Source organism: Pseudomonas sp. GW821-FHT02H06, assembly GCF_059421525.1.
The window spans coordinates 1-15,027 of sequence record NZ_JBWKVD010000016.1; the positions used below are offsets into that span (position 1 = coordinate 1).

Genomic DNA, 15,027 nt, shown 5'->3' on the forward strand with positions numbered 1-15,027 from the left:
GCTGAAGCCGGTCCTACCGACACAGCGCATGCTTTTTGTAGGACCGGCTTCAGCCGGGAAGACGGTCCCACTGAGTGCACGCGCTGCTGCTGTTAGTGGGACCGGCTTCAGCCGAGAAGGCCATCCCACTGGATGCACGCGTTGCCGTTAGTGGGACTGGCTTTAGCCGGGAAGGCGCCTGCTCAGGCAGGCAAAGACTGATGAAACGACACCGTCCCCGTGGGAGCGAGCTTGCTCGCGAATGCTGTTGATCGTTCCCACGCTCTGCGTGGGCATGCATCCCGTGACGCTCCGCGTCACAACTCACGCTATCCATGCTTTTGGGCGCTGGCCACCGTAGCCACATCCGCAATTAGCCGCTTAGACTGTCCCCTCTTTCTGTTTTCAAAGGATGAATCCAGTGAATGTTGCTGTTGATCAGGTGGTGATCCATCGTTTTACCGAGGCCCATATCGAGGGTGTCACTGCGTTGTATAACGACCCCAGTGTGTGTCGTCAGGTGCTTCAGATGCCGTATCAGTCGGCCGATGTCTGGCGCAAACGGCTGGCGGGGGCGGATGACCGTTCGGTGAAGCTGGTCGCTTTGCATCAGGGTCATGTGATTGGCAACATCGGTCTGGAACAATACGCGCGCATTCGCCAGCGTCATGTGGGCGCCATCGGCATGGGCGTGGCGGCGGAGTGGCATGGCAAAGGGGTGGGGTCGCGGCTGATGGCCGCCGTACTGGAAGTCGCGGACAACTGGATGAACCTGCACCGGGTTGAACTCACCGTGTTTGCCGATAACGAAGCCGCCCTGGCGCTGTACCGCAAATTCGGCTTCGAAACCGAAGGCCGCCTGCGGGACTACGCCATACGCGACGGCGTCCTCGTCGACGCCATCAGCATGGCGCGATTGAAATAACCGCGCTTTAGAAAGAGCGACGCTGAGTGTCACAGGCTGCATACCCACGCGGCGCGTGGGTACAATCATCCTGACTCAGCGGAAGGGCATAATTCGGGAGCGAATTAATTTACGGTGAAGCGTAGTAAATAAATCAGTCCCACTAAATCCCCTTGAACGATCAACAGCATTTGCGAGCAAGCTCGCTCTTAAAAGAACGGTGTCGTGTCATCAACCTTCGCTTGCCTGAGCGAGCGTCTTCCCGGATGAAGCCCGTCCCATCGAAAAAACTCTACAACGAGAGAGCGACCTATTCTATTACCACTGATTCACAGGGTAACAGCCGAAAGCATTATCCTGTCACACGCTAACAGGGGATTTGAAAGTGATCTTCTTGATATGTGCTGAAGGCATTGGCGTTCCGTCGGGTCGACCACTACCACCTGCTACCAAATCCGTGATATAGCCATCAACTGTACCGGTCTCAAGATTTATTCCGTCTATATGGAGGGTGCCATCAAGCCCCATTCCACCGCTGGTGCAATGAAAGCTACCTCCCTCGACGAGTAATATGGATACCCGATCTACCGGAATCTGATGATCGCCAGGCGTCAGGTTGAAGCCAGCGTTAAAGTCGATTCGGAGCACCCAGTCTGTAGGCTTGGTCTCTCCCCGGACATTATTTCCATAAAGATAATTTTTAGTCAGATAAGCATAGTGCAATTTTATTCGGTTACCATCACCATCCTTATCTAAAAAGATTTCTGCCGGCTCAGAATCAACCTTGTCTAGGCTAACCTCTAGCTGTTTTGCAATATTCGCGTCCATATGACATCTCCTTATTTGAATTAAAAAACTAACGCAAATAGTCGTTGGCGTAAAGTATATACATGGACCCTTTCGAAATAGCGTTCATAGCTTTAATCGCTATACAGTTTAAACAACACCGAGCGCCTGGCCCTCATCCTCAAGAATCCTTTCATAAAAAAGCCCCGCGTCTCTCAACGCGGGGCTTCCGTTTACAGCCGACTAAACCATCACACCACAGCCGTCTGCCCACTCATCGCCAGATCCAGCAACTCACGGTTAGCGACCGCATACATCGCATAATCGTTACCGCTTGCCGCACGCAACTCCACCAACATCGCGCGCCAGCGCTCGACCATCGGCAAATGCTGCTCCAGCCACAGACTCAAACGCTCCTCGACATCCGCAGGACCATTCGCCATCTGCAACACCGACACCGTAATCGCCCGCTGCTGCCAATCGATATCATCACGGAACGCCTCACGGGCCAGCGCCTGCCAATTGTTCTCCACCGACAACGCACTGATCTGCTGCAGATACCACGTCACATCCAGCGAACTGCCCACCGCGAAATACACCTTCGCCACATCCGCTGCATTCTGACCGGTCACATCAGACGCCTCGATGATCGGCAACAGCGTGTACAAATGACTCGTACCCGCCACCATCCGCGCCAGCAACTCCGGCACGCCCGCCGCCACGTACTCCTGATAACGCGTCTGCCAGACCTCACGGGTCGGCCCTTCCAGCAACTCGTCCAGCTTCAGACCCAGCGCCGCGATGTGCGGACCGAAGTGCGCCACATCACGGGCCGCGTCCAGCTCGTTGCGACGGCTGCGCAGGAACCAGCGCGTCGCGCGACGGCCCAGACGCATCAGCTCATCCATCAACGCCAGTTGAATCTCGGCCGGGACCTTGTAGTCCAGCGCCTCGATCTGACGGAACCAGTGCGGGAGGTGGAAGATGTCACGCACGATCACGTAAGCCCCAGCCACGTTGGCAGCGGTCATGCCGGTCGACTCTTTGAGCCGCTGCACGAACGTGATGCCCATATGGTTGACCAGGTCGTTGGCGATCTGCGTGCTGACGATTTCGCGCTTCAGACGGTGACGACGCATCGACTCGGAGAACTTCGCGCCCAGTGACGGCGGGAACGCCGTTTCCATGTCGCGGGCCAGGTAGTCGTCATCCGGAACGCGGGATTCCAGCAGCGCTTCCTTGAGGTCGATCTTGCTGTAGGAAATCAGCACCGACAGCTCGGCCCGGGTCAGGCCCTTCTTCTCGGCGATGCGCTCGGCCAGTTGATCTTCCGCCGGCAGGAACTCGATGGCACGGTCCAGCTTGCCGCGCGTTTCCAGGTCGCTCATCAGGCGTTTGTACTCGGCGATGCGCTCGTAGGCACGGCGCTCCGCCAGGGACAGGGCCTGGGTCTGCTTGTAATTGTTGCCGAGAACGAGGTTGCCCACTTCGTCGGTCATGCTTTCGAGCAGCAGATTGCGCTGCTTCTCGGTCATGTCGCCGGCCTGGACCACTTCGTTCAGGAGGATCTTGATGTTTACTTCGTGGTCGGAGCAGTCCACACCACCGGCGTTGTCGATGAAGTCGGTGTTGGTCGCGCCGCCCATCAGGCCGAATTCGACACGGCCCAGCTGGGTCATGCCGAGGTTGCCGCCCTCGCCCACCACTTTGCAGCGCAGCTGATTGCCGTTGACGCGCAGTGCATCGTTGGCCTTGTCGCCGACGTCCGCGTGGGATTCGGTGCTGGCCTTGACGTAGGTGCCGATGCCGCCGTTCCACAGCAGATCCACTGGCGCCTTGAGCAGCGCGTGCATCAGTTCGGTCGGGGTCAGCTTGTCAGCGGTGATGTCAAAGCGTGCTTTCATCTGCGGGGTGATCGCGATGCTTTTCGCGCTGCGCGGGAAGATACCGCCGCCTTCGGACATCAGGCTGGTGTCGTAATCGGTCCACGCCGAACGCGGCAGGTCGAACAGACGCTGACGCTCGACAAAACTGCTCGCCGGGTCCGGATTCGGATCGATGAAGATATGCAGGTGGTTGAAGGCCGCCACCAGCTGAAGCTTGTCGGACATCAACAGGCCGTTGCCGAAAACGTCACCGGCCATGTCGCCGACGCCGATCACGCTGATGCTGTCCTGCTGCACGTTGATGCCGCGCTCGCGGAAGTGGCGCTGCACGCCGACCCACGCGCCCTTGGCGGTGATGCCCATTTTCTTGTGGTCGTAACCCGCCGAGCCGCCGGAAGCGAAGGCGTCGCCGAGCCAGAAGCCGTAGTCGATGGCGATACCGTTGGCGATGTCGGAGAAGGTCGCGGTGCCTTTGTCGGCGGCGACGACCAGGTATGGGTCATCGTCGTCGTGGCGCACGACGTTGGCCGGCGGCACCAGTGCGCCTTCTTTCAGGTTATCGGTGATGTCCAGCAGACCGGAAATGAACAGGCGGTAGCAGGCAATCGCTTCGGCCTGGATTTCATCGCGGGTCCCGGTGGTCGGCAGACGACGGGGCAGGAAGCCGCCCTTGGCGCCGACCGGCACGATGACCGAGTTCTTCACTTGCTGGGCTTTGACCAGACCCAGCACTTCGGTGCGGAAGTCTTCTTCACGGTCGGACCAGCGCAGGCCGCCACGGGCCACGTTGCCAAAGCGCAGGTGCACGCCTTCGACGCGTGGCGAGTAGACGAAGATTTCGAACTTCGGCACTGGCTTCGGCAGCTCTGGGATCAGGCGCGGGTTGAACTTGAAGCTGAAGTAGCTCTTGCTCTGGCCGTTGGCGTCGGTCTGATAGAAGTTGGTGCGCATGGTCGCCTTGATCAGATCAAGGTAGCGACGCAGGATGCGGTCTTCGTTTAGCACTTGCACGCCGTCCAGCGCGGTCAGAATGGCCTGCTCCAGACGCTGCTGCATGTCGTCGAGGTCGCCGCCGCTGAGCTTGCGCGCCAGGTAGAAGCGGGTCTTGAACAGACGCGTCAGTTCGCGGGCAATGTCGGCGTGGTTGTTCAGCGTGCTGGCGATGTAACCCAGGTCGAAGCCCAGACGGATCTGCTTCAGGTAACGCGCGTAGGCCCGCAGCAGCGCCACGTCGCGCCACGGCAGACCGGCCGTCAGCACCAGACGGTTGAAGGCGTCGTTTTCGGCTTCGCCACGGACGATGTGGACGAAGGCGTCCTGCAGCGTGTCGTTGAGCTGTTGCAGATCCAGTTTCAGACCTTCGCCGTAGGTGAACGCGAAGTCGTGAATCCAGAATTCGCGGCCATTGGTGTGGCGCAGGCGGTACGGGAATTCACCGAGCACGCGCAGTCCAAGGTTTTCCAGAATCGGCAGCACGTCGGACAGCGCCAGCGGCGTGTCAGCGTGGTACAGCTTGCAGTGCAACTGCGCCTTGTCGCCCGACAGCGGCTGGTAAAAGCTCATCACCAGCGGATTGGCTTCGGACAGGCTCAGCACGTGCTGCATGTCGACCACGGCGGAATGCGCGGCGAAACGCTCGCGGTAGCCTGCCGGGAAACCTTTCGGGAAGTCGGCCAGGACATTGGTGCCCTGGGCTTCACCGAAGCTTTCGATGACCAGACTGGCGTAGTCGTCTTTCCACGAACGGCAGGCCTGGATGACTTCGTTTTCCAGCTGCTGCGGGTCGATGTCGAGGGTGACTTTCGGGTCCACACGCAGGATCAGCTGCACGCGCGCCAGTACCGACTCGGAGAAGAAGGTCCAGAACTCGCAGTCAGTGGCTTTCAGGCGATCCATCAGCACTTGCTGGATCTTCTGACGGACTTCGGTGGAGTAGACATCGCGCGGCACGTAGGCCAGGCAGTAGCAGAAACGGCCGTAGGGGTCTTTGCGCAGGAACACGCGGATCTTGTTGCGCTCCTGGATCTGCACGATCGACATGACGGTGGTGAACAGCTCGTCCACCGGGGTCTGGAACAGGTCATCGCGGGGCAGCACTTCAACCACCTGCGCCAGTTCCTTGCCCAGGTGGGCCTTGGCGTCGAAGCCGGAACGGCGCTCGACTTCGGCAACCTTGCGGCGGATGTACGGAATGGCGCGCACGCTTTCGCCATACACCGACGAGGTGTACAGGCCCATGAAGCGCGATTCCTTGATGACCTTGCCGTCGGCGTCGATCTGGCGGATCGACACGTAGTCCGGGTATGCCGGGCGATGCACGCGGCTCGGGTGCGCGGCTTTGGCGAAGGACAGCAGGGTCGGCTCCTGCAGGTACTTCACTGCATAGCCTTCGATGTGCAGGTCTTCGGCAGTGAGCCCTGCGCGCAGCAGTTTGGTCAGACCGAGGAAGGACGACGGGTCGTAATGAAGCTGACCGCCCTCGCCTTCGTCGTCGACGGTAAATTCTTCATAGCCGAGGAAGGTGAAGTGGTTGTTCACCAGCCACTCGAGGAACACCTTGACCTCGGATTTCTCCTCGGGGTCGATGTTGTATTCGGTGGCGTCGATGCCGACCAGCAGCTCGTGGAGCTTGGCTTTCATCGGCTCGAAGTCTTCAACGGCAACGCGGACTTCGCCCAGCACCTGCTCCAGTTCGCGGGCGAGCACGTTCAGCTCCGCGGCATTGGCGCAACGGTCGATCTCCAGGTACATCAGCGATTCTTGCAGGACGTCGTCGCCGGTGGTGCCTTTTGGCAGCAGTTCGAGCAACTGGCCTTTCGCGTCACGGCGGACGCTCAGCACGGTGGTCTGCAGCGTGTGGATGCTGTAACCGCGGCGGTTCAGTTCGGTACGCACCGAGTCGACCAAAAAGGGCAGGTCGTGGTGCAGGACTTCGACGGCGGTGTGGGTGGACTGCCAGCCGTGACGCTCGTAATCGGGGTTGTAGACGCGGACCTGGGGCGTGCCGTGCTCGAAGCGTTCGAGCAGGCGCCAGGCCGAGAGGGTGCAACCGGCCAGGTCAGAGAGTCTGCGCTGGGTGAGTTCGTCGAGGGAGATGATGCCGAAGAATTGCTCGGCGAACAGCGCCACTTGTGGCAGTGCCTGTTCGCTGATGTGCTGAGCCAGTGCCGCTCGCAGTTGGTGCTGGAAGTCGGACTTGCTGGCTGCGGTGAAGAACGCCATCTGTGGTACTCCGATTGGCTTGAGCTTTTATATAGGAGAGATGCGTGTGTCGGGTGGAGCTTGTGTGTTTGTCTCGTTTGCGTCTGGTCGATGATAGTCAGCATAACGTGACAGGGGGCGTCGCGTTTCGCGTTGCCTGTTTTACTAACGCTTTTGGTGTGTGTGCCGTCACATTTGTTCGGCGTGGGTGCAGCTTAACGAGTGGCGCCCTGAATCTGCTTGCGATGCTGCGACATATTCGGACATCGGGTTGCAGGCCTGGACCTGCGGCGTGGCTTAGTGCGCCAGGATCAAGGGCGTCGGCCTGGCGGCCTCGGTTTCGCCTTCGGCGAGTTACTTTTAAAAAGCACTAAAAGTAACCAAAAGTGCCTGCTCTCGGTTTGGCCCTTCCTTCGTCAGGGTTCCTTCACTCCGGTCTCGCTCCGTGGGCCCGCGCCGAACGGACATCCATGTCCTGACGGCGCTCTCGCCGCATCCATGCGGCTCGACCCACTGCGCGAAACCTGCGTTCAGCCTGCACCCAAGTCGCGATTGGCGGTGACTGGACTTTTTGCGTATGAAGATCAAGAGCATGGAGCAGATCAAAAGCTTCCCGGCTGAAGCCAGTCCCACAGGCTGTACGCGATGCTTTTTTAGTGGGACCGGCTTTAGCCGGGAAGAGGCCGGTTTGGTCGCTGTTAATAATGGAGCGAACGCATCAGGTCAGGCTCCTCCCAACCACTCGGCCCGTCACCCACCGCAATCTTCAGCAAATCTCTCACAGGACTGGCAAAATCCATCCCTGCCCTGAACCCATCCACGGGAGTTACCGCCATGCAAATGACCACCGACAGCTTCATCTACAACCCATGCGACGAGGAGGAGGATGATATGGCGCTGGCCTGCTGCCATGGCAGCAGCACCGGTGATCTGTTTCTGCTCGCGCGTTTCCCCGATGAGGATGAGGTCGATATCACGTTTCGTGACGACACGATCCATGTCGAAGACAACATCACCGTCACCCTGAGCGCCACCCGGCTGTTGGTCGAGATCGACGCCAACGATGCCGAACCCCTGGGCGGCGACACCACGTACGACATTAGCCACAACACACCTGACAGTGAGTTGACCGACCTGGACGCCACGTTGCGGATCATCCTCAACGGTGTCGGGACGTACGTCAGCCAGATCAACTGAGACCCCGGCAGCACCGGGCGGCAATTGACGCAAATGTAAGACAGTTCTTGTTTTAGCCCAGTCCTTTGCTGAAAAGCCGAAAAAACCCGCCGGCCGATTAGTCGGCGCCCCTGCGATGGATTAAAGTAACGCCCCCAGCTTCGGCGCCACTTGGCGCTGCTGCCTCTCCTGCCAGGAACTGTCATCGATGGAACATCGTGAAGCGTTGATCGCGCTGCGGACCTTTCTCTCCACCCAGATTCTCGGGCAGGAGAAACTGGTTGAGCGCTTGCTGATCGCGCTGTTGGCCGACGGCCACATGCTGGTCGAAGGCGCGCCGGGTCTGGCGAAGACCAAAGCGATCAAAGAGCTGGCGGAAGGCATCGAAGCGCAGTTCCATCGCATTCAGTTCACCCCCGACCTGCTCCCGGCCGACATCACCGGCACCGAGATCTATCGTCCGGAAACCGGCAGTTTCGTCTTTCAGCAAGGCCCTATCTTCCACAATCTGGTGCTCGCCGACGAAATCAACCGCGCGCCGGCCAAGGTGCAATCTGCCTTGCTGGAAGCCATGGCCGAGCGTCAGGTCAGTGTCGGGCGCAGTACCTACGACCTGTCGCCGCTGTTTCTGGTGATGGCGACGCAGAACCCCATCGAGCAGGAAGGCACCTACCCGCTGCCCGAAGCGCAGCTCGATCGTTTTCTGATGCACGTCAAGATCGGCTTCCCGGACGCCACCGTCGAACGCAAGATTCTCCAGCAGGCTCGGGGCGAAGCGCTCAATGGCGAGACCAAGCCCGAGCGCCGGGTCAGCCAGCAGGCGATTTTCGCCGCGCGCAAGGAAATCCTCGGCCTGTACATGGCCGACGCCGTCGAGGAATACCTGGTGCAACTGGTGATGGCGACCCGCACGCCCGCCAAGTTCGATGCCGAGCTGGCCGAGTGGATCGGTTACGGCGCCAGCCCCCGCGGTTCGATTTCCCTGGACCGCTGCGCCCGGGCCCACGCCTGGCTGGCCGGGCGGGATTTCGTCAGCCCCGAAGACATCCAGGCGATGGTCTTCGATGTGCTGCGTCATCGCATCATCCTGTCGTTCGAAGCGGAAGCGGCCGGCATCGATCAAGACCGCGTGATCCAGCGCATTCTCGACGTCGTGGCCGTCGCCTGAGCCCATGCAACCCTATCTGATCTCTCAACCGGGCATCCGCATCAGCCTCGCCGACCTCATTGAGATGCGTCATCGCGTGCGGGAAGTGCAGCTGTTTTCAACGCCCAGCCAGCGCAGCCCGTTGATCGGTCTGCACCACTCCAAGCTGCGCGGGCGCGGCGTCGACTTCGATCAGGTCAGGGTGTATCAGGCCGGCGACGACGTCAGGACCATCGACTGGCGCGTCACCGCCCGCACGCAAGAGCCCCACACCAAACTGTTTCACGAAGAACGCGAGCGGCCGATTTTCATTATGGTCGAGCAAAGCCGCCGTCTGTTTTTCGGCTCCGGGCTGATGTTCAAATCAGTTCTCGCCGCCCAGGCCGCCGCGTTGGTGGGATGGGCTGCGCTGGGCCACAACGACCGGGTCGGCGGGCTGGTGTTTGGTGACAACGAGCATTACGAAATCAAACCGCGACGCAGCAAACAAAGCCTGCTGCAACTGCTGAACCGGCTGGTGCGGGTCAATCAGTCGCTGCACACCGAGGCCGCTGCCGACCGCGACACCTTCGGCGTGGCGCTGCGCCGAGCGCGGGAGGTGATGCGTCCGGGCAGTCTGGCGATCATTCTGTGCGACGAGCGCGCGTTGTCCGACTCCGTAGAACAACAGCTGACTCTGCTGTCCCGGCATTGCGACCTGTTGCTGCTGCCGCTGTCCGATCCGCTGGATCACGCGTTGCCCGCCGCCGGTTTATTGCGCTTCGCTGACCGGGGCGCGCACCTTGAGCTCGACACGCTGAACGCCGACTTGCGTCAGAGCTACCGTGCCCAAGGCGAGGCGCGTCAGGCGCGCTGGGAATTGCTGGCGCAGAAGCTGCGCGTGCTGATGATGCCGCTGAGCACCCAGCGTGAAATGGTCGAGCAACTGCGCGAATACCTCAACGGCCAGCGTCCGGTGAAACAGCCATGAGTGCGCTGGACCAGCTGCAACCGCTGATCCTGCCGGAGCCGGTCGGGTTCTGGCCGCCCGCGCCGGGCTGGTGGCTGTTGCTGATCCTGCTGCCGGCGCTGGGCTACGGCCTGTGGCGCGCGCGCACGCTGCTGCCGAAAAAGGCCAGCCGCGACACCGTCGAGCCATTGGACCCGCTGCGCCAGGCCGCGCTGGTCGAACTCGCGCAGATGCCCAAACCCTACGACGGCGCCCCGGCCGGTGCCTGGCTGCAACAGATCAACGGTCTGCTCAAGCGCCTGTGCCGCAATCACTACCCCTACAGCCAGAGCCACACCCTCAACGGCCGCAAATGGCTGGCGTTTCTTGACAACCGCTGCCCGGCCGCCGGCCTCACGCGCTGGATGATCCTCGTCGAGGGCGCCTACAAGCCCGAATGCAAACTCGACGACAAGGCCATCAATGGCCTGACCCAGTCCGTCGAGACCTGGATTCGCAAGCATGTTTGAATTCGCCTGGCCGTGGCTTTTCGCCCTCCTCCCCCTGCCCTGGGTGATGCGCTTCGTGCTACCCGCCGCAGACAGCGGCGAAGCGGCGTTGAAAATCAGCTTTCTCCCCGAACTGGAAGGCCTCGCCGGTCGCCGCGCCCGAACCCGTTTGCCGGGCTGGCGGCGTCAGTTGCCGTTCATTACCGTCTGGCTCCTGCTGCTGGTCGCTGCCGCCCGCCCGCAATGGCTGGGGGAGCCGTTGCCGGTTGCCGCCAGCGGGCGCGATCTGTTGGTGGCGGTGGACGTGTCGGGGTCGATGGATTACCCGGACATGGTCTGGAAAAACGACGAGGTCAGCCGGCTGACCCTGGTGAAAATGCTGCTGGGGGACTTTCTTGAGCACCGTCAGGGCGATCGCATCGGCCTGATTCTTTTCGGCAGTCAGGCGTACCTGCAGGCGCCGCTGACCTTCGACCGCAAGACTGTGCGGGTCTGGCTGGACGAAGCGCGCATCGGCATTGCCGGCAAGAACACCGCCATTGGCGACGCGATCGGGCTGGCGTTGAAGCGTCTGCGCCAGCGTCCGGCCCAGAGCCGCGTGCTGATTCTGGTCACCGACGGTGCCAACAACGCGGGCCAGATCGACCCGCGAACCGCCGCGCGTCTGGCCGCCAGCGAAGGCGTGAAAATCTACCCGATCGGCATCGGCGCCGATCCCGACAAAGGCGCCACCAGCATTCTCGGCCTCAACCCCAGCCTGGATCTGGACGAGCCCGCGCTGCGGGAAATCGCCGCAGTCAGCGGTGGCCAGTATTTCCGCGCGCGCAACGGCGCCGAGCTCGCCGGCATCGGCAAGGCGCTGGACCGGCTGGAGCCTGTCGCGCAACAACCGACCCAGGCACGTCCGGCGCGGGCGCTTTATCACGTACCGCTGACGATGGCGCTGTTGTTGAGCCTGCTGCTGGTGGTTCAGGAGCGCTGGCCGAACAACGCGGTTTATCGCTTCTTCGCGCGCCGGCCGACGATTGCGTGGCGTACGCAGTGGCGTCAGCACTTGAAGCGCCTGACGAGGCGCCCATGATCGAATTCCTGTCCGGTCTCTGGCCCCATTGGTCCCGCCCAGGCTGGCTGCTGATGCTGCCGGCGCTCGGCTGGCTGTTGTGGCGGTTATGGAATCGGCAGAAGCGCGTCGGGCGCTGGCAGATGATTATTCCCAGTGCCTTTCATTCCGCCCTGCTCAGTGGTGGCGGCGGTCGGGAAAGCAAATTGCCGTGGGTAGTGCTGGGTCTTGGCTGGTTGCTGGCGCTAATGGCACTGCTCGGGCCGAGCTGGCAGCGGGTTGAGCAGAACAGCCAGCGGCCGGTCGATCCGCTGGTGGTGATGCTGGAGCTGACCCCGGAAATGCTCGCGGCTGACAGCCCGCCCACCCGACTCGAACAGTCGCGACGCAAGTTGCTCGATCTGTTGCAGGCGCGCAGCGATTCACAGACCGCGATCATCGTGTATGCCGGCAGCGCCCACACGCTGGTGCCGCTGTCCGATGATCTGGCGACCAGCAAAAACCTGCTGGATGCGATCAAGCCGTCGATCATGCCTGAAGCCGGCCAACGCGCAGACCTCGCCGTGCGCAAGGCGCTGGATTTGCTGGAACAGGGTGACCTCGGCCAAGGACGGCTGCTGTGGATCGGTTCGTCCCTCAGCGACGCCGAGCGTCAGGGCATTCGCACCGCCATGACCGGCCGCGATGCCCCTCCTTTACTGATGCTCGGGGTCGGCACCGCGGAAGGCGCGCCGGTCACCCAAGAGAAAGGCGGTTTCCTGAAGGACGCCCAGGGCGGCATCCTTGTGCCGCGTCTGGACGGGCCGGTGCTCAAGGATTTCGCCGACAGCATGGGCGGTCGTTACGCCTCGCTGCGCCTGGACAATCAGGACCTGAACGACCTCGGTCTGCTCGACGGTCCGAAGAGCCTGATCAGCCAGGGCCAGAAGGTGCGGCTCGACCGCTGGGCCGATCAGGGCTACTGGTTGCTGCTGCCGCTTCTGCTACTGGCCGGTTGCGCCGGGCGACGCGGTTGGTTGCTGTGCCTGCCGCTGTTGCTGATGGCCGTGCCGCAACCCAGCTATGCCTTCGGTTTCGAAGACCTGTGGCGCCGCCCCGACCAACAGGGCGAACACTTGCTCAAGCGTCATCACCCGGCGGAAGCCGCGCGGCATTTCGAAGACCCGCAGTGGCAAGGCTTCGCGCTGTATCAGGCCGGTGACTATGCCGGCGCCGTCCAGCGCTTTGCCAAGGGCAGCAGCGCCGCCGACCATTACAATCGCGGCAATGCACTGGCCCGAAGCGGTGAGCTGGAAGCCGCCATCGACGCCTATGAACAGGCGCTGGAGCGTCAACCGGACTTCCCGGCGGCGTCAGCCAACAAGGCGTTGGTGGAAAAGGTGCTGGAGCAGAACAAGGCGTCGAACCAGGCGAAAGCGGACGAGAAGGCGAAGAGTGACGAGAACGCCGACAATGCCCGCGAAGGCAATACCGGACAGTCGTCATCGAGTGCGCCGTCTGCCCAGCAGGATGCCGATGCCGACCGCTCGGCCAGCGATCAGCAAAACGCCGCCGACGAGCAGGCTTCCGGCGCGGGATCCGACAGCGACGAGCCGGCGCGTGCCTCCGGCAAACCGGCCGACGGACAGATCGATGGCGAGCAGAAACAGGCGCTCGAACAATGGCTGCGGCAGATCCCCGACGAACCCGGGGAGCTGTTGCGGCGCAAATTCTGGTACGAACAACAGCAGCATCAGGAAAAAACCCGATGAGTCGTCTGCACAGGTTGCTGATCGCAGGAATGTGGTGCCTGTTCGCCCTGGTGGCGCCGTTGGCCCAGGCCGACAGTGCAGGCTCCACGCTGCAATCCAGCGTTGACCGCACACGCGTCAACACCGGCGAAACCGTCGAACTGACCCTTGAAACCGACGACGCGACCGTCTTCGGCCGACCGGACATGAGCGCGCTGGACGCCGACTTCGAGGTCCGCGACACCCGCCAGCTCAACAGCCTGACCACGCTGGAAGGCAATGTTCACGCGACGACCCGCTGGCTGATCACGCTGATGCCGCGCCACAGCGGCTCGATTGAAATCCCTCCGCTGAAGCTGGGCGAAATGACCAGCCAGCCGATCGTGCTGCAAGTGGTCGACGTCGGCCCCGCCGCCCAGGGTCAGGAGCAGAAGCTTGCGCCGGTATTCATGGAGGCGAGCCTTGACCAGGACAGCGTGTATGTTCAGGCGCAGGTCTTGCTCACCGTGCGCATCTACCACTCGGTGTCGCTGTTCGACGACAGCAGCCTGACACCGCTGCAAGTGCCCGACGCGCGCATCGAAAAGCTTGGCGACACGCGCACGTACGAGAAACAGATCAATGGCATTCGCCACGGCGTGATCGAAATGCGCTATGCGCTTTACCCGCAGCATAGCGGTGCGCTGACCATCCCCGCCCAGGCGTTCAGCGCCACGCTGGTTCAGGACACCACCGACGCCGCTGCGGCCGCCGCCATGGCGCCCGGCGCGATTGCCAGCGGGCCGAAACCCGGCCGACTGATGCACGTGACGTCGCTGCCCCTGACCCTCGACGTCAAGCCGCAACCGGCGCACTACCCCGCCGATACGCCATGGCTGCCGGCGCGCAGCGTCAGCCTCAGTGAAAACTGGAGCCCGGAACCTGCCCACAGCCAGGTCGGCGATTCCCTCACCCGCACCCTGCAATTGAAGGCCGAAGGGCTGTCCAGCGCGCAATTGCCGCCGCTGCCTGCCACCGACGTCAGCGCGTTGCGGCGCTACCCGGACCAGCCGCAACTGAGCAATCAGGCCGGTGAGCGCGGCTTGACCGGCGTGCGTGAGGAACGCGAGGCGCTGGTGCCCAATCGTCCCGGCGCCATCGAGATTCCCGCTGTCGATCTGGTCTGGTGGAACACCCAGGAAGATCACCTGGAGCACAGCGCCCTGCCCGCCCGCACCTTGCAGGTCAGCCTCAATCCGGCGTTCGCCGTGGACACGCCCGTGAGCGATAACGGTAATGTGACGGTGATCGGTCCGCCGGTGTGGCCGTGGCAGTTGAGCACGGTGGTGTTGAGTTTCACCACGCTGCTGGGCTTCGGCCTGTGGTGGCGCGGGCGGTGGCAACCGGCACTGGCCCGGGTCGCGCAAACGGGGCCGAGTCCGCGTACAGTGCTCGACGACCTGAAACGCGCGTGCCTGGCCAACGACCCACACGCGACCCGCCAGGCGCTGGACGCCTGGGCCCGTCAACAACCGGAAACCCTGGCCGACATGGCCGCGCGCTTCGTGCCGCTGTCCCATGCGCTGGACGGATTGAATGGCGCGCTGTACAGCGAGACCGAAAAACTGTGGCTGGGCGAAGACCTCTGGCGCGCCGTCAAAGCGCTGCCCGCCATTGAAAACCCCCAGGACCCGAACGGAGGCGACAGCCTGCCGCCGCTGTATCCAAAATGATTTCCATCG

10 protein-coding genes are annotated in these 15,027 nt (G+C 62.1%); 8 read left to right on the forward strand and 2 right to left on the reverse strand.

The genetic code is table 11. The annotated features are described in order from the left end of the window. Positions 1–400: 400 nt before the first annotated feature. Entirely contained in the window at positions 401–904 is a 504-nt protein-coding gene (locus AC07VF_RS21425) for a GNAT family N-acetyltransferase (protein ID WP_495010177.1), read from the forward strand. Between the two features lie 339 nt (positions 905–1,243). Here AC07VF_RS21425 and AC07VF_RS21430 read toward each other — a convergent pair whose 3' ends face one another. Then, complete coding sequence (locus AC07VF_RS21430) at positions 1,244–1,711, reverse strand: hypothetical protein (protein ID WP_495010176.1); 468 nt, start codon at positions 1,709–1,711, stop codon at positions 1,244–1,246. A 209-nt stretch (positions 1,712–1,920) separates the two neighbouring features. Beyond that, positions 1,921–6,777, reverse strand: a complete 4,857-nt coding sequence (locus AC07VF_RS21435; protein ID WP_495010175.1) for an NAD-glutamate dehydrogenase — start codon at positions 6,775–6,777, stop codon at positions 1,921–1,923. 813 nt (positions 6,778–7,590) lie between these two features. Here AC07VF_RS21435 and AC07VF_RS21440 point away from each other — a divergent pair. The 7 genes from AC07VF_RS21440 to AC07VF_RS21470 all read left to right on the forward strand — a co-directional run bounded on the left by AC07VF_RS21440 (position 7,591) and on the right by AC07VF_RS21470 (position 15,018). Next, positions 7,591–7,953, forward strand: a complete 363-nt coding sequence (locus tag AC07VF_RS21440; RefSeq protein WP_192171037.1) for a hypothetical protein — start codon at positions 7,591–7,593, stop codon at positions 7,951–7,953. 187 nt (positions 7,954–8,140) lie between these two features. Then, a complete protein-coding gene (locus tag AC07VF_RS21445) occupies positions 8,141–9,100 on the forward strand; it encodes an AAA family ATPase (protein WP_037013687.1) in 960 nt (319 codons plus the stop codon). Between the two features lie 4 nt (positions 9,101–9,104). Further along, positions 9,105–10,049, forward strand: coding sequence for a DUF58 domain-containing protein (locus AC07VF_RS21450; protein WP_423572641.1), 945 nt, complete (start codon positions 9,105–9,107; stop codon positions 10,047–10,049). Continuing rightward, complete coding sequence (locus AC07VF_RS21455) at positions 10,046–10,537, forward strand: DUF4381 domain-containing protein (protein ID WP_423572642.1); 492 nt, start codon at positions 10,046–10,048, stop codon at positions 10,535–10,537. The genes AC07VF_RS21450 and AC07VF_RS21455 overlap by 4 nt, the downstream gene beginning before the upstream one ends. Further along, entirely contained in the window at positions 10,530–11,597 is a 1,068-nt protein-coding gene (locus AC07VF_RS21460; protein ID WP_423572644.1) for a vWA domain-containing protein, read from the forward strand. Before AC07VF_RS21455 ends, AC07VF_RS21460 begins: the two co-directional genes overlap by 8 nt. 8 nt (positions 11,598–11,605) lie before the next feature. Beyond that, positions 11,606–13,327 carry a VWA domain-containing protein gene (locus tag AC07VF_RS21465; protein WP_495010019.1) on the forward strand — a complete coding sequence of 574 codons (1,722 nt, stop codon included), beginning with the start codon at positions 11,606–11,608 and terminating at the stop codon, positions 13,325–13,327. After that, positions 13,324–15,018, forward strand: coding sequence for a BatD family protein (locus AC07VF_RS21470; protein WP_495010016.1), 1,695 nt, complete (start codon positions 13,324–13,326; stop codon positions 15,016–15,018). The genes AC07VF_RS21465 and AC07VF_RS21470 overlap by 4 nt, the downstream gene beginning before the upstream one ends. Positions 15,019–15,027: the final 9 nt, after the last annotated feature.

What these genes read in the sequence shown, in the direction of transcription:
- AC07VF_RS21435 (WP_495010175.1), bottom strand. Translation starts at nt 6,777, where the DNA reads ATGGCGTTCTTCACCGCAGCCAGCAAGTCCGACTTCCAGCACCAACTG.
- AC07VF_RS21455 (WP_423572642.1), top strand. Translation starts at nt 10,046, where the DNA reads ATGAGTGCGCTGGACCAGCTGCAACCGCTGATCCTGCCGGAGCCGGTC.
- AC07VF_RS21470 (WP_495010016.1), top strand. Translation starts at nt 13,324, where the DNA reads ATGAGTCGTCTGCACAGGTTGCTGATCGCAGGAATGTGGTGCCTGTTC.
- AC07VF_RS21430 (WP_495010176.1), bottom strand. Translation starts at nt 1,711, where the DNA reads ATGGACGCGAATATTGCAAAACAGCTAGAGGTTAGCCTAGACAAGGTT.
- AC07VF_RS21460 (WP_423572644.1), top strand. Translation starts at nt 10,530, where the DNA reads ATGTTTGAATTCGCCTGGCCGTGGCTTTTCGCCCTCCTCCCCCTGCCC.
- AC07VF_RS21440 (WP_192171037.1), top strand. Translation starts at nt 7,591, where the DNA reads ATGCAAATGACCACCGACAGCTTCATCTACAACCCATGCGACGAGGAG.
- AC07VF_RS21445 (WP_037013687.1), top strand. Translation starts at nt 8,141, where the DNA reads ATGGAACATCGTGAAGCGTTGATCGCGCTGCGGACCTTTCTCTCCACC.
- AC07VF_RS21450 (WP_423572641.1), top strand. Translation starts at nt 9,105, where the DNA reads ATGCAACCCTATCTGATCTCTCAACCGGGCATCCGCATCAGCCTCGCC.